Genomic DNA, 19,964 nt, shown 5'->3' on the forward strand with positions numbered 1-19,964 from the left:
GGGGCGCGAATATGACAAAGCCTGTGCTTTATGACTATTGGCGCTCATCCGCGTCCTACCGTGTGCGGATCGCTTTAGATCTTTGTGGCATTGAGTATGAGGCCGTCACCGTCAATTTGCTTGAAGGTGCGCATAAAGGGGAGTCATATAAGTCCCTCAACCCGCAAGGCTTGGTGCCAACCATTGAGCTGGATGGCATGTTGTTCACCCAATCCCTCGCGATTATCGAATATTTGGCCGAAAAACACCCCGAAGCAGGCCTAGTGCCCGGCGATGCCGTTGACCGCCAACGGGTGCGGGCACTTTCCCACGCAATTGCCATGGATATTCACCCGGTGTGCAATTTGGGTGTCGTGAAATATGCGATGGCATTGGGCGATGATGGCGATAAAATCCGTAAAGGTTGGTTCCATCACTTTATCGGCCAAGGCCTTGAAGCCTATGAAGGTATGCTGAGCCACCAAATGGAAAGCAAATTTTCTTTCGGCGATGCACCAACAATGGCCGACACATGCCTGATGCCGCAGCTCTACAATGCCCGACGCTGGGAAATGGACATTTCGCACTTGGAACGCATCTTGGTGATTGAAGAGAATTGCAACGCCTTGCCCGCATTCCAGGCTGCGCATCCGGATAATTTTGAGCCAAAGTAATGCCCGACCAAGCGGCTAGGCATCACTTTGAGATCAGCTCTGAATTCGGTGCGAGTTAAGCTGTTGTTGGTCGACCAAGGATCGTAGAAATTTGCTCGCGGTGCAGGTAAAGAATGGCTGTACACATCAAGCCGAGTACGATCGCTAGTACCGGCGATGCATTCATAGCGAACACATTCGCAAATGTAGCACCGACCATGGTGCCGCCAAGAACTGAGGCACCGATCACCTGACGGTTCGGCCACCAAAGAAGCGCTGCGCCTACGATTTCAATTGTACCGGTCATATATCGAAACCATTGGCCAAACCCAATGGTATCAAAACCTTCCACCATTGCTTCAACGCCTGCTAGTTTGGCGCCTCCGGCAGCAACAAATACAAGTGTGAGGAGTGCGCGTAGTCCGATAGATAGATAAGTCATTTCATTCATCCCAAATAACTGTTGTGATTGTTGCTCACCAACATGTATGCTGCAGAAAAGTAATTCAATGCGCTAATTTCAACATTGAGTGCGCGAAAAAAGAGCAGGTGTCTTATGGAGCGTTGGTCGGAGCTTCGAACCGCTTATCAGGTGGCCAAACTTGGCACAGTAAGTGCTGCAGCGCGAACACTTGGTGTGCATCGTGCCACCGTTAATCGTCATATTGATGCGCTTGAAGAGGAACTCGGTGCGCCGATATTTATCCGAAACCTCAAAGGCTACACCTTAACGGAGCTCGGGGAAGAACTTCTCAAAGTTGCTCGAAAAACGGATGAGCTCTTCAATGATTTACTCGGTCGCGCCATGGCGCGCGACGGATCGCATGAAGGTGAGATTAAAATCACCGCGATCCCAACATTTACCAATATGTTGATGCCGCCGATTGCGAACTTTCGCGCAAGAAACCCAATTTGTCAGGTTACGATCGTTTCGTCTGAAGGGTTGCAGCGCCTCGAATATGGCGAAGCGCATATTGCTCTGCGGGCTGGGCGAAAACCTGAGCACCCGGACTATGTCGTTCAGAGCTTTGGATATGTCTCCCTAAACCTTTATGCTCACGATAGTTACTTTTCAAATGGCGGCACAACCAATGGCGTAAAAGACTTGGAGATTGATCAGTTTCTCCGACCGCCAAGCCAAAACGACTATATGCAAGTTTGGAGGAACTCTTCAGAGCAAACGTCGGGGCTAAAAGTTGCCGTTGCCACTGAAGATCCAGTTGTTGCGCGCGAAGCGATTATGGCGGGACTGGGCCTAGGCATTCTAACCGAGTTTGAGGTTGCAGGGCGTGATGATGTTCGTGCGGTTTTGCCGCGCAATGAGGATTGGGATATCCCGCTTTGGTTGGTCACACATGTCGATTTGCATCACACTGAAAAGGTACAAGAGATGTTGGCACATATAAAGGCGCTCAGACCTTGAGGTGGCTTATACTCCGATAAGTTGGTGATCGGCGATTGATGCAGATCGAACAGAGGGCTACGGCAGTTGGGCTGCCTCATAGTTAGCCTCACCCTGAGCTTGTCGAAGGGCGAGCAATGGATAAGGAGCATTGTGGTTTTATCCTTCGACAAGCTCAGGATGAGGGTGGTGTAAATCCGAAAAATAATCCCCGCCCTTTCGACCCGCCTTATAATCCTCACCAACTTTCTTGAAGACCTTGCGGACAGCGGACGCGTTGTTGGGGTCGTGAAATGGGTCTTCTTGCGTGCCGCCGTTGCAGGCTTTGCCTGCTACCTCGGCATCCCCGCCGATTGGTGCAACACATATGCACCGAGCAAGCGAGGCACGAAAACACCTTCATAAAGAAAGTTGAGCCAAATGGAGGGCAAGACGTTTGCTTTTCGCTTGGTGACAACTTGTCCAGTCTGACACCGAAGGCAGGCATAAACCATCGAGCAGCATGTTGAAGCTGTTCAAGGAGTTTTTTTGCTCACGGTGCGCATCGCAATTCAGCGTGACGGACTAAAACCGTCCTACTTGAATTGCTGCACCTGCGAGGAGCGGCGGAAAAATCCGCCAGGGTCCTCGCCAGTGACTCGTCCGTCTTTGTCCTTGACTTGCTCAGTGCAGGTGTTGGACTTCAATCGGCGACGGAAAACCTCCTGATGACCGATCAATGGGTCATGATGTAGCTTAGGGGATAAAAGGGTTAAGCACCTCGGGGCAATTTGTTGACCATGCAGCGTTTGGTTGAGCGCGAGACGATGATTGTCTCTATTTTTTTAAGCGCAATTTCTGAGCCATTCTTTGTCTCGCGCTGTCGCAATTTGCTTCGCTTCGCACGGGAAACCGTGACGGAGAAGTTGGTGTTACTTTTTAGCCCAGTTCCAGTTCAACTCTGGGCATGACGCTTAGGCCGAGGCCACGGTATGGCGTTCGTCAGCACTTGATATGGAAACCAACGGACGTTGACATTTGATTTATCGTGAGGTGCATGCCCAAACGGCGACCCGGCAGTTGCGATCATTGGGTACGCAATATGCGATTGCGCTGCTTTGTGCTTCTTCGTTATCGACGTGCCATGCCCAGCCCCAGCCGCCATTGTCGCCTTGTGCAATGGCCCCGCAAGCATTGTAGAAGGTTTTGATGGTTGTGCAATTTCCACCGCATCGGCTTTGCACGCTGTTTGCCGCGGCATTTTGGCTGGGAAGGTCATATGCTGCTCCCCACGCGCCGTTTGCACCAACGCCAACTGCGCCCCAGCATCGACCATTTGCACATTCTGCAAGGGCAACATCCGACATGGCCGTGATAAGCATTGTAGCAAAGGCAACAATGTATCCCAATTTGCGCAAATTCATGATGTTCCACTCAAAAAAACCGTCATGTGCACGGTTCCAAAAGGAAAGGTGTGAGTCAAGCCGTCCGTCACTTTTGGGCAATGGGTGGAGCGGCCTTTAAGCGAAGAGTAACGTGTTCAAGGTCTATTGACATTAACATCCATGGATACTAAATACATGGATGTTAATTGAGTTTGGAGAAAATGCTTGGAAGAGCTTGCTTTAAAATTTTTGCGGACGGCGACACAACTTCAAGGGCAAGTTGATGCGAAACTTGGCGTGCACGATTTAAGCTTGCAACAGCTCAAAGTGCTTTCTGTTTTGCGGGCTAGCCACAAAAATCGAGCGCAAGTCAGTTACATTCGCAGCCAAATGATTGATCCAAATTCAAATGTCTCGCGCTTGCTGAACAAGCTCATGGAAAAAGGCTTGATTGAAAAACAACGTGATCGTGATGATCAGCGGGTTGTCCATATTCATCTGACCGAGCAGGGCATGAAGGCGATGGGGGCTGGTCGAGAGATCATGACCAAAGAATTCGAAGTTTTGAACACCCTTTCATCAGACCAGCGCGCGCAGTTGGCTGTGATTTTACAAAAGCTAAATAGCTAAAATTTATCAAAATATATTCCATGGATTATAAATCCATGAAGGAGAAATAACAATGCACCAAACAGCAATGATTACCGGGTCCTATTCAGGCATTGGCAACGAACTGGTCAATCTATTGGCCGCAGATGGTTTTGAACTGTTCTTGGTGAACAGAGATCATGTGAAAACAGAAATACAAAAGGTCCACCTTCAAACCAAGTTTCCCGATATTCGCATTCAAAGTTGGGTCTGCGACTTGGCAGACGAAGAGCAGGTAAAAAGCACAGCGATTGCCATAGCTGCGCAGCATAAGGAAATCCATCAGGCCTATTTCAACGCCGGTTGGATTGGCACAACGTTTCAGCGTTCGCCGCAAGGACACGACATGAATTTGCAGGTAAATGCGTTAGCAAACCTAATTTTCATCGCGTTGCTTGAGCCTAGCCTTAGGCGAGGTCAAGCACGTGTTGTTGCTTCAGGTTCTGGTGCGCGGCGAATGGTCAAGAAGACGGAAATTCAACATGTCATGAATGTTGATGAAAAGTCTGGAATGGCCGCATATGCGCAATCAAAACAGACATTGGCCGACCTGTTTATGGCTCTGGAGGCAGAGCGAACAGGCATAGCGTTCAAAGTTGTGGACCTGCCGCCAACCAAAACCGAGATGGCTAAAAACAAAGCAGTGCCGGGAATTATGCGCGCATTTTCATTTCTATTCGCAACGCCGAAGAAAGTAGCTAAGAAACTTTACGGTGCGGGGCAGTCAACAGAGGGGGCTACGGCCGATAGCCGAGCAAACCCAACGGATGCGCAGCTGGAATTATTGCAGCACGCCCGCGAATTGGTGTCGTTCAAGTTGGTTGATGATGTGCCATTAAAGCGGCAAGCTTGATGTGTCCTTCAATGTTTCCAAAACAATAGAGGTTTTCACGTTCTGCACGGACTCGTGGGGCAACAGCACATCATTGACGAATTCGCGCAGCCCGTTAAGGTCTTTGGCCACCACCTTGATGAAATAGTCCATCTCGCCAGTTAGGGCATGGGCTTCCTGCACTTCGGGCAAGTTTGAAATGAGGGCGGCGAAGCGTTTTGAATTGTTTGGATTGTGGGTGGCGAGGGTCACATTGATGATGGTGACAATGCCAAGTCCGACTTTTTCCCGGTTGAGCTTGGCGTGATAGCCCGCGATTAACCCATCATCTTCCAAACGTGATCGACGCCTTGAACATTGGGAGGCGGAAAGGTTCACTTTCTCGGATAATTCGTTGTTGGTTAGTCGCGCGTCGTTCTGCAGTAGCGCGAGGACTGCGCGGTCGAATTGATCAAGAGTGCTCATGGTGTGTATAGATTGCCTTAAAACTGCATGTATCGTGCATATAATTTCTGTTTAAGTGAAATTTTGCAAGCCTCTTGCATGTTTTTTGCGCGATACTTCTTCTCATACAATGATAGGGAGAGTTTGAAATGGGTCCATTTCCTCACGACGCACCGGTGGCAACAATTACGGAAAAAAATCCAGCAGGCACTGATGGGTTTGAATTTGTTGAGTTTGCGCATGACGAGCCAGAAAAGCTTGCAGAGCTATTCACAAAGATGGGTTATGTCGCGGTTGCTAGACATAAAACCAAGAATATTTCTTTGTGGCGTCAAGGCGACGTCAACTACATCCTAAACGGCGAAAAAGACAGCTTTGGCGGTCGTTTTGTTGGCCTTCATGGGCCTTGTGCACCTTCAATGGCTTGGCGTGTTGTGGATGCGCAGCATGCATTTGATCACGCGGTGAAAAATGGCGCAGAGCCGTATACTGGCGACGGTAAATGCATCGATGCGCCTGCGGTTTTGGGCATCGGCGGTTCACTTCTATATTTCGTTGATACATATGGTGAAAAAGGTTCCGCCTATGATGCGGACTTTGAGTGGGTCGGAGAAGTTAATCCAAGCCCCGAAGGCGTTGGCTTCTATTATCTTGATCACCTGACCCACAATGTTTTCCGTGGCAACATGGACAAATGGTGGCACTTTTATCGCGATCTGTTCAATTTCGAACAAATTCACTTCTTCGATATTGATGGCAAGTATACAGGGTTGGTTAGCCGTGCGATCACTTCGCCATGTGGTAAAATCCGTATTCCGTTGAACGAGTCGAAAGACGATACCAGCCAAATTGAAGAGTATTTGCGCAAGTATAAGGGCGAAGGCATTCAGCACATCGCAGTTGGATGCGATCATATTTATGACAGCACCGACAAATTGGCAGAGAACGAACTCAAGTTCATGCCGGGTCCACCAAAGACTTATTATGAAATGTCACATGACCGAGTTAACGGCCATGACGAGCCGCTTGATCGTATGATGAAGCACGGCATTTTGATTGACGGCGAAGGTGTCATCAATGGCGGCATGACGAAAATTTTGTTGCAAATCTTTTCTAAAACGGTCATCGGTCCGATCTTCTTTGAGTTTATTCAACGCAAAGGCGATGAAGGATTTGGCGAAGGCAATTTCCGTGCGCTGTTTGAATCGATCGAACGTGAGCAAGTGGAACGCGGCATCGTTGGAACAGACGCAGCCGAGTAAAAATAGCAGAACAAAATGCCTCCCATTTTGAACGGCTAATAGGGCATCTTTGGTTTTCCAAAGGTGCCCTTATTTTTGAGTATTTCAATTTTTTTGACTTTCTTGGGAATAAACCCCGCTGAATTTTGTTGTCTAAGTATCGAAGCAAGAATAACGGGAGACAATTATGTCAGTAATTTCAAAAATTTCAGTAGCCGCTCTTTTGGTCGCAAGCATTGGTGGCGCCGCAATCGCTGCAGGTCACATTCCAGTGCAAAAATACAAAACCGAGCTTGGCGAAGTGTTGGCCGACAAAAACAACATGACGCTTTATACGTTCGATAAAGACAGCGATGGTGTTTCAAACTGCTATGATCAGTGCGCTCAAAACTGGCCGCCTTTATTTGCTGATGAAGATGAGCATGAAGGCGACTACTCAGTTGTTGCGCGAACTGATGGCACCAAAGTTTGGGCCTATAAAGGTCAGCCGCTTTATTTGTGGGTCGGCGATAGCGAGCCAGGTGACGTTAGCGGTGACGGCGTTGGTGGCGTTTGGCACGTCGCGAAACCATCAATGTATTAATTGTCAGCATCCTTTATGATATGTTGGTAATAGATGCCTCGCCAATTTATGGCGGGGCATGTTTTAGCGAGGCTTGTTTAAGCAAGGCTTGTTTAAGCAAGGCATCGGAGATCAAAGTTTGAATTTTCGGCTGGAAGATCAGTTTGTGGTTCACATTCCTGCGCTGCAGAGATTTGCGCGGACTCTTACTGGTGCGCCGGAGCGGGCAGACGATTTGGTTCAAGATTGTCTTGAACGAGCGATCCGCAAAAAATCGCTGTTTCGCAAACCCAGCAATCCGCGCGCGTGGTTGTTTAAAATCATGCATAATGTCCATCGCAATCAGGTTGTGAAGGTTCGCCCTACGGCAGATGTTGACGAACTTGAAAATATTGCCGAAGCGCCGCGCCAAGAAAGCGCGGCTGAGCTGACAGATGTCCGCACGGCAATGCAATTGCTGTCCAAAGAACATCAAGAGATATTGATGTTGGTGGCCGTTGAAGGGCTTAGTTATGCTGAAGCGGCGGAAATTTTGAATGTACAAAAGGGTACAATCATGTCGCGGCTTGGCAGGGCTAGGGACCATCTTCGAGCGATTATGAATGGTGAGCGTCAACAAAAAGGTGAAGTGAAATGAACATTTCTGACGATATGTTGGTTGCCTATGTTGATGGGGAATTGCCAGACGGTGCGCGAAAACAAGTTGAAGCCTATTTGGCTGAAAACCCTGAAGCAAAGCAGCGGGTTGAAGAATGGCAACAAAATGATGCGGCCCTTCGGGATGCATTTGATTTGGGTGTAGATTCGTTCGACCCTGCGCCACCAAAGGCCCAGAATGACAATCAACGTTGGCAGCAGCTAACAAGATACGCGCTTGCCGCGTGCATTTTGTTGGCCATCGGGTTTGGGGGCGGGCTTTCGCTTTCTCAGCTGCCGTTTGTGCCAAAAGACAAATTTCAACTGCAAGTGGCGGCTTGGGCCAATGAAGCACATGACGTGTTTGCAATAGATGAAAATCGACCCGGTGAATTCGATGCTGGCAATACGGAGCAGGCGACAAATTGGTTGCGCAAACGCGTTGGCGTAGATGTGGCTATTCCCGACTTGAGCGCCAACAATTTGGCGTTTGTTGGGGCGAGGTTGGTCGGGCAAGGTGGCGCACCGGCGGCGTTGATGACCTATGAAAGCGCCGACGCAACGCGGGTATCTGTTTATGTGCAGGCACACGAACAAGAGCTCGACGAATTGGGCTACTGGTTTTTTCATTCAGAAGATAAAACGACGTGTGTTTGGCTTAATCAAAAGGTCGCTTTCTCTATCACCGGTGATCTGCCAGATGACGAGTTAAAGAACATTGCTGAGGAAATGGCTGGCCGCCTTGGCATGGCTTATAGCGGCAGAAACGTCTAGGCCTTGCCTCTGATCCGTCCATAGAACTTAGCTTTGTCTCTTTGTCATAGAACTGTCATCAAGGCGCATTAGAGCATCCCAAATTACGTGTTTTGGGTGTGATATGTATAACCGTTCTCAAACTATACTGGCAGAGTTCTTGGGCACTGCGTTTCTTCTGGCGACAGTGGTCGGTTCCAGCATCATGGCCGAGCGGTTGGCAGGTGGAAACATTGCGATTGCGTTGCTTGGAAATACCATTCCAACAGGGGCAATTCTATTTGTCCTGATCACCATATTTGGGCCGGTCTCTGGGGCACACTTCAACCCAGCGGTTAGTTTGGTGATGATGTTGAGCGGTGCGCTAAAGCGCGTTGAGGCGCTGGCATATATTGCTGTACAAATTGTTGGCGGGCTCGTCGGTGTGTGGTGCGCCCACATGATGTTTGACGAGCAATTGGTACAGATTTCGCTAAAGGCCCGGTTTGGGCAAGGGCAATGGTTTTCCGAATTTGTTGCAACGTTTGGACTTGTTCTGGTGATCCTTTTGGCCGTGAAGTTTAAAGAAGATGCGGTAGCCGCAAGCGTCGGTCTATACATCACCGCCGCCTATTGGTTCACGGCAAGTACTTCATTTGCTAATCCGGCTGTCACAATTGCCCGATCTGTTTCAGATAGTTTTGCTGGCATCGCGCCTATGTCTGTATTGCCATTCATTGCCTTTCAGCTCATCGGCGCGGTTATTGGGTGGTTGACGTTTAAGTTTCTTGCTTTTCCGACTAAGCAGGTGGTATCAAATAAAATCGTTAAATAACAACATCTTAACATGACAAGGTTAAATTCTCAGTTACACAATTGTAACAATCAGATGATCTAGTGCCCATCAATGAATTTTTGCGGGGTTTTATGAGTCGGTTCGGCTTTCTGGGTTCATTTGTACTGATTTTATCGGCATTTTTGATGTTGGTATTTGCCTCTGCATTTCTTGCACCATCCATTGTTCAAAATTTGTCGTCACTTGATGCAAGGCTACTTGCGCGCGAGTGGCTGGTGTCATTAGAAGCGCAATTTGACCTGCCCGGCGAACCTATCCCGTTTGAAGTGAGCGTTGCTGATACGGTTGCCGCGTCGATTTTGCAGCGGAATAATACTCAATCTGGCGAAGTGGATTTGTTTCGACCGGTGGAGTTTCAATCGCTAGATCATTTTGGGCAAATAAATGGCTATGTGGTTTTTACCAATTTCGGCGAGGTGTTTATTGCAGGCGGAAAACCTCGGCTTAGATCGCGCGAAAATGTGGATTTTGACGCTGCCGTTCAAGAGGCGATGCAGCATTCAAAAACAATAGTATTCACCCATGATCATGATGTTCTAGCCGGCCATTCGTCACTAATTGTCATTATTCCGATGACCAAGTTCGGCGCATCACGAGGGGTTGTCAGTATTGAGGTGGATCGCCATCAAATCGAGGGCATTATGGAGCGGGGTGTTCAGTTCACCAGCTTTGTTACCGCAATAATATTGGCATTGTTGGCACTGATCGTTATGGCAACGCTGTTCTATTGGGGTCGTCAACGGCGGTTGGCGGAAAAGGAAGCTGTCCAGCTTGCATTTTTTGATCCTTTGACCGGTTTTCCTAACCGTCGTCGCTTCCATTTGGATTTACCACAAATGATAAAAGCCGCCTCTGCGCAGGGGCGGGAACTTGGCTTGTTGAGCGTCGACGTGGACAAGTTTAAGCAGATTAACGATCTCTACGGACATAATGCAGGCGACGCCGTGTTAAAGCAGATCGGTGAGCGGCTCGTTGAACAGGTTGGTGCTGAAGATCGTGTTTATCGTCTGTCGGGGGATGAATTTGTCATCATTTTGCGCGACCAGTTTACCCGCGGGCGTCTCGACCATTTGTGTGCCAATTTAATCAGCACGATGGATGTTCCATTTTTGGTTGAGCAGAACAATATTATATCAAGCATTTCAATGGGGATCGCGGCTTTTCCATTTCATGCCTCGGATGGCGAGCATTTGCTCAAGCGAAGTCAGTTGGCGCTTGGCGCTGCCAAAGAAAACGGGCGGGGCGACTGGGTCGAGTTTTCACCAACATTGGAAAAAGACCAGAAGCACAAAACGCGGCTGGAACGCGATTTGCGCGCGGCAATAGCTGAAGGTGAATTGCAATTATATTTCCAACCTCAAGTCACAGCTCAAACCGGCGAACTAATGGGATTTGAGGCTTTGGCCCGATGGACACATGCAGAGTTGGGGCCCATCTCCCCAGAAGAGTTCATCACTATTGCGGAGCAAAGTGGGTTAATTCACCCACTTGGGGCATGGGCACTAGAGGCCGCATGTTTTGAAGCTGTGTGTTGGAGCGGGGATCTAACCATTGCGGTCAATCTGTCCCCTGTTCAGTTGCGAGATGCTCAGATCGTTGATTGTGTGCGCCAAGCACTCGAAAAAAGCGGGCTTGAACCGCATCGTTTGGAACTTGAGATTACTGAGAGCGTATTGATCTTGGACACAATAAAGGTCAGCGAAACGCTAAACGAGCTACGTCAACTAGGTGTTGGCATAGCAATGGATGATTTTGGTACGGGTTATTCTTCACTCAGTTATCTGACCCGCATGCCGTTGACCAAATTGAAAATTGACCGTTCGTTCATCACCAATTTTATGCTTGGCGAAGCTGACGACGCTGTGGTCCATTGTGTTATTGGTCTATCTAAATCACTCCAGCTCAAAGTCGTCGCCGAAGGCGTGGAAACAAAAGCGCACGTACAGGCATTACAATTGGCGGGATGTGATATTTTGCAGGGCTACCATTTTGGCCGGCCAACGGGATCTCCGTTGAAGGTCATTGACGAATTCGCGCAGCAGAAATTGCAAAAGCCAGCGTGAGCTAAACCCCGGACAACCCGTTGGCAATGACGTATCTGGTTAGTCCTGCCGTTGTTGAAATGCCGAGCTTCTTCTTGATGTTTTTGCGGTGGGTTTCAACCGTGCGGATGGAGATATCCAGCTTCACCGCAACATCTTTGTTGGCGAGCCCTTCGGCGACCAACAATAATACCGCTTGTTCGCGGGTCGTGAGGAGAGAACTGACACCTTGCGTTGCATCTTCGCCCATCAAGACTTGAGAAACCCCAGTTGAAAAATAGGTGCCGCCGGCGGCAACTTTTTCAATCGCGGTAACAATTTCTGACGTTGAGACGTCTTTAAGCACATAGCCCGATGCACCATACATGGTGGAGGTCGAAATATATTCGCGACTATCGTGCATTGAAAGCATGAGCAGTTTGGTGTTTGGAAGCTGATCTTTGAACAGTTCGATCGCGTCGATACCATTCATATCTGGCATATTGATATCCATCAGAACGACATCAGGTAATGTTTTTCGGGCCATTTCCAATCCGGTTTTGGCTGACGATTGTGCACCGACAACTTCAATATGGTCATAGGTTTCTAAAACCGAACGAATGCCTTCTAGCACCAGCGGATGGTCGTCAATCAGCATCACTTTAATTGGGGTGGTCATGCGTCTTGCATCTCCGAGTTTTCTTTCGTGGTGGTGAGATAGATGGAACGGGGCAAACGTGCAACGAGCCGCGTGCCCTTTGGCGTGCTTATTACATCAAGGTTGCCGCCAAAATGTTCCATCCGCTCTTGCATATTGCGCAATCCAAGACCGCCGGATGGCCCGACGGTTTTGTCTCTTGGGTTTAAGTGCGGGACAAATCCTCGACCATCGTCGATGATTTTCATTTCCAGCCCGGCATTGTTGCTTCTTAGCGTTAGTTTTACGTGGCCCGCGCCTGAATGCCGCTCGATGTTGCTCAGGGCTTCTTGGGCGATGCGATAGATGGCGGTTTTGGCGTCGAACGGAAGGACGTTTTTAAAGGCGACACTTTCAAAATCAACGACAGTATCGGTGCGCTCTTCAAAATTGCTTATCAGCGATTCCAATGCAGCACTGAGCCCCAAATCATCCAACTGTCCGGGGCGTAAATCATGGGAAATGCGGCGCACTTCCTTAATGGCGGTATTGAGTGCTCCCGCGCCACGTTCAATGGTTTCTAGGGCCGTGCTTTTGCCTTCCCTTACCTGTCGTTCTGCGAGGTCGAGCACATACCGAACACCAACCATATTTTGGCTAATACCGTCATGTAGTTCGCGGGCGATCCGGGAGCGTTCTTCTTCCTGGGTATCAACGATACGTTGGGTTAGTTCTTTGAGTTTGCTGTCGGCCAGCCGGCGCTCGCGCAAGTTCATGATAATGCCAGTGCCAAACACTGCGAAAACGGCAGGTACGGTAATGAGGGCCACCAGCCAAAATGTTTGATTGACGGTATTGCTTAGGGACTGGTTGGCAGCTTCGGTTTGAGCCAAAATATCATCAATATAGGCGCCTGTGCCGATCATCCATTGCCATTTTTCAAGCCCAACAGCATAGCCCAGCTTATCAGAACTTTCGTTGGATGAGGGTTTTTCCCAAACATAGCGGTGGTAGCCGCCGCCGTTGCGCGCATAATCTAGCAGCGCTGCAACATCTGGATGATCTGCCCAATTTTTACCAACACGGAAGGGCTGCCGAGGATGGACAACATTTGTGCCATCATAGTGATAGACATAAAAGTATCCGTCCTCACCAAAGCTCAGTCTCTTTAGAATAAGTTTGACTTGTTCCTTGGCAATTTCATCATTGGCGCCGGCATTCAAATATACAGGGTTAATCGCGGTTAGCGCCATTTCAATATAGTTTTGAAGCTCGACCTGTTTGGCGTTGAGCATAGATTGCTCAAACGTTTGAATGCCTTCTTTTGACAATTGGCTGGACTGCCATGTCACCAAAGTCGTAATGGCAAGAATAGCCAGCAAAAGCGGGATCGTTGTGAGCGCTAGAATTTGTTGCCGAAAGGTCATTTTGCATTCTTCTCAAGAACAGTTGGGTACCAATTTAGCACTTTTTGGCGCGGCGATCTCCGTATTTGTGGGTAATTTCCTGATCTTGGCGAATTCATCTACCCAGAAATCCGTAATAGGAGCCGTTTCTGCTTGAAAGTTGCACAAAATAGGATTGCACTAAGCATCAAGGTGCACGCGGAATGTGGCTGGGCCTTGTTTACCTTTGCGCGGGTCAAATACCGCAGCAACAAAATTGGATGATTTGGGAGGAACGAATGAAAAGACGTGAATTTTTCAAAAAGGCAGGTGCAAGTGTCGCCGGTGTGGCAGGTGCTGCAACATTGGCTTCACCAGCACTGTCGCAGGGTCGTCAGCAGTGGGTCGGTGTTTCGGCTTTCGGTAAAGCTGGCTTGTTGGGCGCGGCGCTTGAGAATTTCGGCAAGACAGTCAATACGCTCACAGAGGGCACTCTTGAGATCAAGATGTATCACTCTGGCGAACTAGTTGGGGGTCTTGAGGCTTTGGATGCTGTGCAGTCTGGCACCGCGCAAATGGGCTTTGGTGCACCATATTATTGGGGCGGTAAGTCTGACGCGATTTCATTCGTTGCGGCATTGCCATACGGTTTGAACGCACAAGAGCAAAATGCTTGGTTCTACTATGGCGGCGGCATCGAGATGGCTGACGAAACCAGCTATAATCCACTTGGTCTAAAGTTCTTGCCAATGGGCAATACTGGCAACCAAATGGGTGGCTGGTACGCAAAAGACATCAACAATGTTGGTGATTTGGACGGCCTTAAGTTCCGTATGCCGGGTCTTGGCGGCGAAGTGCTGAAAACATTTGGCGTGAACGTTGTTTTGCTACCAGGTTCTGATGTGCTTCCGGCGCTAACATCTGGCGCAATTGATGGCACAGAGTGGATCGGCCCTGCGGCTGATCTGGGTGCTGGCTTCTTTAAAGTTGTGAAGAACTATTATTACCCTGGTTGGCACGAGCCAGCTACTGTTCTTGACTCATTCTTTGATAAAGCGGCTTGGGATGGCCTTAGCGACACTCAACGTTCTGCGATTGAGCAAGCTGCAATGGCTACAAACTTGGGCATTCTGTCTCGCTTCCAAGCGGTGAACAATGCGTCATTGAAAAAACTTGTGAATGAGCATGGCGTTCAGTTGAAGCCATATTCTGACGAGTTGCTGCAAGCTATTGGCGAGCGTACACCAGAAGTTACGGCTGAATTGGCGAAGAAGTCACCAGAAGCAACAAAACTTTACAACTCAATCGTTGAGTGGCGTGAAGGCATGGTGCAATGGTCAGGCATTTCTGAAGGTAAATTCATGAATGCGCGAACTTCTGCGAACTTCAAAACCGTCTAATTTGTAACGGTTGAAACCTATTGGCGGGGTCGTTTGGCCCCGCCTTTATTATACCCTATAGTGGGGAAAATATCCTTTGGGGGGAGTGCAATGTCTGGGCTGATAAGTGGCATCAGATTTGTGGCTGGGTTCATTGATCGGATCAATGAGATGGTTGGCCAAGTGTTGTCTTGGCTGGCGCTGCTGCTGGTTATAAATGTCTTTTTAGTTGTTGTTTTGCGATATGTTTTTTCATATGGCGACGTGTGGATGCAGGAAACCTACATCTGGATGCACGCATTTGTTTTCATGTTGGGCGCTGGGTACACGCTTTTGCATGATGGGCATGTACGGATTGATTTGATCTATTCGGGTGCATCGGATCGCTACAAAGCATTCGTGAATTTTTTCGGTTCAATCTTTTTGGCCGCACCGGTTTTGTGGTTGATTTATGGCCGCGGGATGGACTTCTTTTATAGATCATTTTCTCGACTTGAGACATCACCAGAAGCGGGTGGATTGCCTGCACTTTACGTCTTGAAAGGTGCAATTCCGGCGTTGGCCATTCTCTTGAGCCTGCAGGTTTTGTCCATGGCGCTAAGATCGTTAGACACAATCATTACCGGCGAACGTGTTCGTTTGGTTGAAGATGAAGATGAGCCGTTAACATGACACCAGAAATTTTAGCTTTTGTAATGTTTGGGGTAACAATTTTTGTGTTGCTCCTTGGTTTTCCTGTGGCGTTGTCGCTTGCTGGAACGGCCATCATATTCGCCTTTATTGGCGATCAACTCGACTTGTTCCATTTCGCATTTTTGAATCTTTCGCCGACGCGGATTTTCTCATTGATGAAAAATGAGCCATTGGTCGCGGTGCCGCTATTTGTCTATATGGGCGTTATTTTGCAGCGATCAGATATTGCTGGCCAATTGCTTGAATCAATGGGCCAATTGTTTGGCAAGGTTCGCGGTGGTTTGGGATATTCCGTTATCATTGTTGGCGCACTGCTTGCCGCTTCAACAGGCATTGTTGGTGCAACTGTTGTGACCATGGGTCTGATGAGTTTGCCGGTGATGCTTAAGGCCGGATATAACCCAAAAGTTGCTGGCGGCATCATTTGCGCATCTGGCACTTTGGGGCAGATCATCCCGCCGTCAATCGTTCTGGTTTTGCTGGCTAGTATTTTGCAGGGGGTGAACGAAGAAGCGGCAGCGCTTACTGGCAATTTGGCACCCGAACCGGTAACCGCAATTGACTTGTTCGCAGGCGCGCTATTTCCCGGTTTAATGCTTGTCGGACTTTATTTGCTTTGGATATTCATCCTTACAATCGTCCGACCAAACGACGTGCCATCGATGAAGGATGAAAGTGTAACCGCACCAAGTGTCGGCACACTCATTCAAGCAGTAGCACCGCCACTTATTTTGATCATCTTGGTGCTTGGTTCAATCCTTGCAGGCATTGCAACGCCAACGGAATCTGCTGCCGTGGGTGCAGCCGGCGCTGCTGTATTGGCGTGGCGCGCGAAGAAATTTAACTTCAAGCTGTTTAAAGAAGTCGGCTTGGAAACGGTGAAGGTTTCGTCGATGGTCTTTTTGATCATCATCGGTGCGGGTCTGTTTTCAACAGTCTTTAAAGGCTTTGGCGGCGACGATGTTATTGCTGAATTCTTGCGCAATTTGCCAGGTGGTGCATTTACGGCGCTTCTGCTCGTTATGGTATTGATGTTCTTTCTAGGGTTTTTCCTAGACTTCATCGAGATCATTTATGTGGTTGTCCCGATCGTTGGACCCATTTTGATTGCCCTTGGATATGATCCATTATGGCTTGGGGTTATGATTGCGATTAACTTGCAAACAAGTTTCTTAACGCCGCCCTTTGGGTTTGCGCTGTTCTATTTGCGCGGGGTCGCCCCCGCCGATTTCAAGACCAGCGACCTTTATGCAGGGGTGATGCCGTTTATTCTCATCCAATTGATTGCATTGGCTTTGCTTTGGACGTTCCCAAACATCGTGACTTGGTTGCCAAGAACGCTTTTCTAACGAAAGTACAATTGATTTGATTTTGAGGCTGCGCGGAACTTCCGGGCAGTCTTTTTTGTTCACACGCTTGTGACCAATGGTTAGCAGCACCTATGGATTTGATGTTGTAAGAAAACATATATCGAATTGAAAGAGGATTGCAGTGCTGGACTTTGTGTTTGCCTATTTGGCGGGTTTGCTGACGCTGATCAATCCTTGCGTGCTGCCACTGTTGCCTATTGTGCTGGCGGGGTCCGTTTCCAAAAACCGGCTCGGGCCCGTTGCGATGGCGCTCGGCCTTGCCGTATCATTCACTGTTGTTGGCTTTCTCGTCTATACCGTCGCGCAATCCGTAGGTTTGGATCAAGATGCTATTTCGCGGTTTGGCGCTGGCATTATGATTGCGTTTGGGGTGATTTTGGTTGTGCCGCAATTTGAACGGCAGTTCTCAAAAGTGACCGGTGGCTTGGCGGCTGGTGGCAACAAGACAATCAATCAATTGGATGATAGCAATTTAACCGGGCAAGCCATCACTGGTGTGCTGCTGGGTGTCGCGTGGTCACCCTGTATCGGGCCAACTTTGGGTGGTGCGATTGGGTTGGCAAGCCAAGGCGAAAGCTATTTTTATGCGCTGGCTATTATGGCTGTGTTCTCCATGGGGGCTGCGACAATTGTGTTGGCGCTAAGCTATGGGTCTCGTGAGTTAATCGGTCAGCGCCGGGATGTACTCAATTCAATTTCCCAATATGCCAAACCTATTTTGGGCACCGCTTTATTGTTGGTTGGCTTGGCGATTTGGTTTCATCTTGATCGAGTTATCGAGATTTGGGCATTGGACAATTTGCCGCTTTGGTTGGTCAATTTGTCTGTAAGTTTGTAAAGTTAGGAGGTCGTGATGCGACAGATTTTGATTAAATGTTCGGTTGTTTTGGCACTTTTGTTTTCTACCATTGGTGGTGCGATTGCCGCCGACCATGTGGACTATTCTCCCTCTGTTTTGGCAAAGGCTGAGCAAAGTGGAAAACCTTATCTGCTCGACTTCTATGCTGCTTGGTGTAGTACCTGCCGGGCGCAAGATAGCGTGATTGGTCAATTGCAATCCGAGGATGCAAAATATCGCAGCATTCAAATCATTCGCGTGGATTGGGATGAAGCGGCATCGCGTGATGTGATCAAAGCCAACAAAATTCCCCGACGTTCAACGCTTGTGATCTTTAATGGAGGTCAAGAACTTGGCCGGGTTGTTGCGCAAACGAGCAAGTCAAAAATCCAAGCTCTGCTTGATAAAGGCCTTTAAGCAAATTTGACACCAACGCCGCCGCGTGAATAATCAACTCAAAGGGGAGATTATCATGCAGCGTCGGTTTTTGTTTCTAATCGCATTGGCCGTTATTGGCATTGGGGTCGCAGGTTATTTCCTGTGGCCGATAAATGGACCTGCACGAAATTTCAATCTCACCGGTGATGTCGTGCGCGGCAAATATGTGATGCGCACAGGTGGCTGCGTTGCCTGTCACACAGATATTGAAGGTGGGGGGGCGTATTTGGCTGGTGGATTACCGCTTAAGACGCCATTCGGTGATTTTGTTCCGCCTAACATCACCTCAGACACGCTCGCAGGCATCGGCAGTTGGAGCGTAGAAGAATTCTCCAACGCCATGAGCAACGGCGTTTCGCCGGGTGGTAAGCACCTTTATCCATCCTTCCCATTCGATAGTTATACAAGAATGTCAGATCAGGACATGGTGGACTTGTACGCGGCTTTGATGGCGAGCGAACCGGTATCCGAAAAGGCAGCAGATCACTCCATCGCCTTTCCGTTTAACATCCGGCTTTCAATGCAGGGTTGGAAACGCCTATTTTTTCAACCGGAACGGTTTACCCCAGACCCATCTAAATCCGGACTTTGGAACCGCGGCGCATATTTAGCAACTGGCCCAGCGCATTGTGGCGCATGCCATACGCCAAGAAATATTTTTGGCGCAGCGCAAACAGATCAACATTTCAAGGGCACACCAAGTGGATCAAAACCATTTTTCCCGGCGATCGACCCAGCAACGCTTAATGAACGCGGGTATGATGCTGAAACGCTTGTTGGTGCTTTAACTGGTGGGTTTGACCCGGACTTTGATACGTTGGGCGGGGCCATGGGTGAAGTAATCAATGAGAGTTTAAACCATTGGACGCCCGAAGATTTGGCAGCTCTTGCGGCCTATTTGCTTGATGAAGATTGATAGAGTTGGCGCCATCCCTTTTTTATGGGGTTGAGTTTGCACGTGGATATCTGCATTAGTTCTTCAAATTGAATTAGATAGGCGGAAAGATAAATGGAAAGTCTTCTCTCACTTGAGAATTGGTTTACGCTTTTAATGTTGTTTGGATTGCTGGCCGTTCTTGGTTTTGACAATCTTTTATACATTTCACTTGAGTCTCAACGGGTCGAAAAAAGCAAACAACAATATGTGCGTCGCATGGGCATTGGCCTTGCGATTGTCTTCCGGATTGTATTGCTGTTCTTGTTGCTGCAGTTGATCGAATTTTTTCAGGATCCATTCCTTATTTTGAATTGGACCGGTTTCATTGAGACTGAAATGAACGTGCATGCCTTTATCGTTTTAGTCGGCGGCGGGTTCATTATTTACACAGCCATTCAAGAGATTTTTCATATGATCTCGGTGCATGATTTGCACGACGCCAACGACAATAAGCGCAAGCGAAGCGTTGGCATGACGATTTTTTGGCTGGTGGCGATGAACTTGGTGTTCTCGTTTGACAGCGTTCTGTCTTCAATCGCGTTGACTGATCAATTCTGGGTGATGGCGGTGGCGATTGTGCTGTCCGGCATCATGATGATTGTGTTGAGCGATTATGTGTCTGAGTTTTTGCAACGCAATCGTATGTATCAGGTGCTTGGTCTGTTCATTTTGCTGCTGGTGGGTATTTTGCTGCTCAGCGAAGGCGGGCACCTTGCGCATCTGAAATTGTTCAGCTTCCCTGTTTTGCCAATGGCAAAATCAACATTCTACTTCGTCCTGTTTGTCATGGTCGCGGTAGATGTGGTGCAAAGCCGATATCAAAAGAAGCTCATGCTTGAGCGCGAGCATCGTGAAGGTCTCATCCGCGATGTGATCAAGAAAGAAGGCGCGGCTGAAGACCACGCCTAACTTGAAAA

22 protein-coding genes are annotated in these 19,964 nt (G+C 48.6%); 17 read left to right on the plus strand and 5 right to left on the minus strand.

Features of this window, described 5'->3' with window-relative positions; all coding sequences use genetic code 11:
* Window positions 1-11 precede the first annotated feature (11 nt).
* The gene (gene maiA / locus AC2D8L_RS13790) at window positions 12-653 is read left to right on the plus strand and encodes a maleylacetoacetate isomerase (RefSeq protein WP_484686052.1); all 642 of its coding nucleotides are present in this window, start codon (window positions 12-14) and stop codon (window positions 651-653) included.
* A 55-nt stretch (window positions 654-708) separates the two neighbouring features.
* Here the strand turns inward: maiA and AC2D8L_RS13795 are convergent, their stop codons facing one another.
* Window positions 709-1,074 (minus strand): DoxX family protein, encoded by a 366-nt coding sequence (locus tag AC2D8L_RS13795; protein WP_484686053.1) that lies wholly within the window; start codon window positions 1,072-1,074, stop codon window positions 709-711.
* 114 nt (window positions 1,075-1,188) lie between these two features.
* Here AC2D8L_RS13795 and AC2D8L_RS13800 point away from each other — a divergent pair, with 114 nt between their 5' ends.
* The gene (locus AC2D8L_RS13800; RefSeq protein WP_484686054.1) at window positions 1,189-2,055 is read left to right on the plus strand and encodes a LysR family transcriptional regulator; all 867 of its coding nucleotides are present in this window, start codon (window positions 1,189-1,191) and stop codon (window positions 2,053-2,055) included.
* A 1,001-nt stretch (window positions 2,056-3,056) separates the two neighbouring features.
* Here the strand turns inward: AC2D8L_RS13800 and AC2D8L_RS13805 are convergent.
* Window positions 3,057-3,437 carry a DUF4189 domain-containing protein gene (locus tag AC2D8L_RS13805; protein WP_484686055.1) on the minus strand — a complete coding sequence of 127 codons (381 nt, stop codon included), beginning with the start codon at window positions 3,435-3,437 and terminating at the stop codon, window positions 3,057-3,059.
* Window positions 3,438-3,623: 186 nt separating this feature from the next.
* On the opposite strand from AC2D8L_RS13805, the gene AC2D8L_RS13810 reads away from it, so the two are divergent.
* Window positions 3,624-4,028, plus strand: a complete 405-nt coding sequence (locus AC2D8L_RS13810; RefSeq protein WP_484686056.1) for a MarR family winged helix-turn-helix transcriptional regulator — start codon at window positions 3,624-3,626, stop codon at window positions 4,026-4,028.
* Window positions 4,029-4,080: 52 nt separating this feature from the next.
* Window positions 4,081-4,899: an SDR family NAD(P)-dependent oxidoreductase gene (locus AC2D8L_RS13815; protein ID WP_484686057.1), complete on the plus strand. Its 819-nt coding sequence runs from the start codon at window positions 4,081-4,083 to the stop codon at window positions 4,897-4,899.
* Here the strand turns inward: AC2D8L_RS13815 and AC2D8L_RS13820 are convergent.
* Window positions 4,882-5,343 carry an Lrp/AsnC family transcriptional regulator gene (locus AC2D8L_RS13820; protein ID WP_484686058.1) on the minus strand — a complete coding sequence of 154 codons (462 nt, stop codon included), beginning with the start codon at window positions 5,341-5,343 and terminating at the stop codon, window positions 4,882-4,884. The genes AC2D8L_RS13815 and AC2D8L_RS13820 overlap by 18 nt on opposite strands.
* A 128-nt stretch (window positions 5,344-5,471) precedes the next feature.
* Between AC2D8L_RS13820 and hppD the strand changes: the two genes are divergently transcribed.
* From hppD to AC2D8L_RS13850, 6 genes are all read left to right on the plus strand, one after another.
* On the plus strand, window positions 5,472-6,584 hold the full coding sequence (gene hppD, locus AC2D8L_RS13825) for a 4-hydroxyphenylpyruvate dioxygenase (RefSeq protein ID WP_484686059.1): 1,113 nt from the start codon (window positions 5,472-5,474) through the stop codon (window positions 6,582-6,584).
* Between the two features lie 166 nt (window positions 6,585-6,750).
* On the plus strand, window positions 6,751-7,146 hold the full coding sequence (locus AC2D8L_RS13830; RefSeq protein WP_484686060.1) for a COG4315 family predicted lipoprotein: 396 nt from the start codon (window positions 6,751-6,753) through the stop codon (window positions 7,144-7,146).
* Between the two features lie 118 nt (window positions 7,147-7,264).
* Window positions 7,265-7,762 (plus strand): sigma-70 family RNA polymerase sigma factor, encoded by a 498-nt coding sequence (locus AC2D8L_RS13835; RefSeq protein ID WP_484686061.1) that lies wholly within the window; start codon window positions 7,265-7,267, stop codon window positions 7,760-7,762.
* A complete protein-coding gene (locus tag AC2D8L_RS13840) occupies window positions 7,759-8,535 on the plus strand; it encodes an anti-sigma factor family protein (protein WP_484686062.1) in 777 nt (258 codons plus the stop codon). Before AC2D8L_RS13835 ends, AC2D8L_RS13840 begins: the two co-directional genes overlap by 4 nt.
* 103 nt (window positions 8,536-8,638) lie before the next feature.
* Window positions 8,639-9,328, plus strand: coding sequence for an aquaporin (locus AC2D8L_RS13845; RefSeq protein WP_484686063.1), 690 nt, complete (start codon window positions 8,639-8,641; stop codon window positions 9,326-9,328).
* Between the two features lie 92 nt (window positions 9,329-9,420).
* Window positions 9,421-11,412 (plus strand): putative bifunctional diguanylate cyclase/phosphodiesterase, encoded by a 1,992-nt coding sequence (locus AC2D8L_RS13850; RefSeq protein ID WP_484686064.1) that lies wholly within the window; start codon window positions 9,421-9,423, stop codon window positions 11,410-11,412.
* Between the two features lies 1 nt (window position 11,413).
* Here AC2D8L_RS13850 and mctR read toward each other — a convergent pair whose 3' ends face one another.
* Together mctR and AC2D8L_RS13860 are read right to left on the minus strand one after the other, a co-directional pair.
* Window positions 11,414-12,049 (minus strand): two-component system response regulator MctR, encoded by a 636-nt coding sequence (mctR, locus tag AC2D8L_RS13855; RefSeq protein WP_484686065.1) that lies wholly within the window; start codon window positions 12,047-12,049, stop codon window positions 11,414-11,416.
* Entirely contained in the window at window positions 12,046-13,434 is a 1,389-nt protein-coding gene (locus AC2D8L_RS13860; protein WP_484686066.1) for a cache domain-containing protein, read from the minus strand. The genes mctR and AC2D8L_RS13860 overlap by 4 nt, the downstream gene beginning before the upstream one ends.
* A gap of 257 nt (window positions 13,435-13,691) precedes the next feature.
* Between AC2D8L_RS13860 and AC2D8L_RS13865 the strand changes: the two genes are divergently transcribed.
* The 7 genes from AC2D8L_RS13865 (at window position 13,692) to AC2D8L_RS13895 (ending at window position 19,956) form a co-directional block, all read left to right on the plus strand.
* Window positions 13,692-14,792 (plus strand): TRAP transporter substrate-binding protein, encoded by a 1,101-nt coding sequence (locus AC2D8L_RS13865; protein ID WP_484686067.1) that lies wholly within the window; start codon window positions 13,692-13,694, stop codon window positions 14,790-14,792.
* Window positions 14,793-14,882: 90 nt separating this feature from the next.
* Window positions 14,883-15,443 (plus strand): TRAP transporter small permease subunit, encoded by a 561-nt coding sequence (locus tag AC2D8L_RS13870; protein WP_484686068.1) that lies wholly within the window; start codon window positions 14,883-14,885, stop codon window positions 15,441-15,443.
* Window positions 15,440-16,813, plus strand: coding sequence for a TRAP transporter large permease (locus AC2D8L_RS13875; RefSeq protein WP_484686069.1), 1,374 nt, complete (start codon window positions 15,440-15,442; stop codon window positions 16,811-16,813). Before AC2D8L_RS13870 ends, AC2D8L_RS13875 begins: the two co-directional genes overlap by 4 nt.
* A 142-nt stretch (window positions 16,814-16,955) precedes the next feature.
* A complete protein-coding gene (locus AC2D8L_RS13880) occupies window positions 16,956-17,672 on the plus strand; it encodes a cytochrome c biogenesis CcdA family protein (RefSeq protein WP_484686070.1) in 717 nt (238 codons plus the stop codon).
* Between the two features lie 15 nt (window positions 17,673-17,687).
* Window positions 17,688-18,089, plus strand: coding sequence for a thioredoxin family protein (locus AC2D8L_RS13885; protein WP_484686071.1), 402 nt, complete (start codon window positions 17,688-17,690; stop codon window positions 18,087-18,089).
* Between the two features lie 55 nt (window positions 18,090-18,144).
* On the plus strand, window positions 18,145-19,026 hold the full coding sequence (locus AC2D8L_RS13890) for a c-type cytochrome (RefSeq protein ID WP_484686072.1): 882 nt from the start codon (window positions 18,145-18,147) through the stop codon (window positions 19,024-19,026).
* A gap of 93 nt (window positions 19,027-19,119) precedes the next feature.
* A complete protein-coding gene (locus AC2D8L_RS13895) occupies window positions 19,120-19,956 on the plus strand; it encodes a TerC family protein (protein ID WP_484686073.1) in 837 nt (278 codons plus the stop codon).
* Window positions 19,957-19,964 lie beyond the last annotated feature (8 nt).

Source organism: Maritalea sp. YIW29, assembly GCF_057219265.1.

Coding starts and splice junctions, on each gene's coding strand:
- AC2D8L_RS13850 (WP_484686064.1), top strand. CDS start 9,421: ATGAGTCGGTTCGGCTTTCTGGGTTCATTTGTACTGATTTTATCGGCA.
- AC2D8L_RS13800 (WP_484686054.1), top strand. CDS start 1,189: ATGGAGCGTTGGTCGGAGCTTCGAACCGCTTATCAGGTGGCCAAACTT.
- AC2D8L_RS13845 (WP_484686063.1), top strand. CDS start 8,639: ATGTATAACCGTTCTCAAACTATACTGGCAGAGTTCTTGGGCACTGCG.
- AC2D8L_RS13820 (WP_484686058.1), bottom strand. CDS start 5,343: ATGAGCACTCTTGATCAATTCGACCGCGCAGTCCTCGCGCTACTGCAG.
- AC2D8L_RS13815 (WP_484686057.1), top strand. CDS start 4,081: ATGCACCAAACAGCAATGATTACCGGGTCCTATTCAGGCATTGGCAAC.
- AC2D8L_RS13795 (WP_484686053.1), bottom strand. CDS start 1,074: ATGACTTATCTATCTATCGGACTACGCGCACTCCTCACACTTGTATTT.
- AC2D8L_RS13870 (WP_484686068.1), top strand. CDS start 14,883: ATGTCTGGGCTGATAAGTGGCATCAGATTTGTGGCTGGGTTCATTGAT.
- AC2D8L_RS13895 (WP_484686073.1), top strand. CDS start 19,120: ATGGAAAGTCTTCTCTCACTTGAGAATTGGTTTACGCTTTTAATGTTG.
- AC2D8L_RS13890 (WP_484686072.1), top strand. CDS start 18,145: ATGCAGCGTCGGTTTTTGTTTCTAATCGCATTGGCCGTTATTGGCATT.
- maiA (WP_484686052.1), top strand. CDS start 12: ATGACAAAGCCTGTGCTTTATGACTATTGGCGCTCATCCGCGTCCTAC.
- AC2D8L_RS13865 (WP_484686067.1), top strand. CDS start 13,692: ATGAAAAGACGTGAATTTTTCAAAAAGGCAGGTGCAAGTGTCGCCGGT.
- mctR (WP_484686065.1), bottom strand. CDS start 12,049: ATGACCACCCCAATTAAAGTGATGCTGATTGACGACCATCCGCTGGTG.
- hppD (WP_484686059.1), top strand. CDS start 5,472: ATGGGTCCATTTCCTCACGACGCACCGGTGGCAACAATTACGGAAAAA.
- AC2D8L_RS13875 (WP_484686069.1), top strand. CDS start 15,440: ATGACACCAGAAATTTTAGCTTTTGTAATGTTTGGGGTAACAATTTTT.
- AC2D8L_RS13840 (WP_484686062.1), top strand. CDS start 7,759: ATGAACATTTCTGACGATATGTTGGTTGCCTATGTTGATGGGGAATTG.
- AC2D8L_RS13830 (WP_484686060.1), top strand. CDS start 6,751: ATGTCAGTAATTTCAAAAATTTCAGTAGCCGCTCTTTTGGTCGCAAGC.
- AC2D8L_RS13805 (WP_484686055.1), bottom strand. CDS start 3,437: ATGAATTTGCGCAAATTGGGATACATTGTTGCCTTTGCTACAATGCTT.
- AC2D8L_RS13885 (WP_484686071.1), top strand. CDS start 17,688: ATGCGACAGATTTTGATTAAATGTTCGGTTGTTTTGGCACTTTTGTTT.
- AC2D8L_RS13860 (WP_484686066.1), bottom strand. CDS start 13,434: ATGACCTTTCGGCAACAAATTCTAGCGCTCACAACGATCCCGCTTTTG.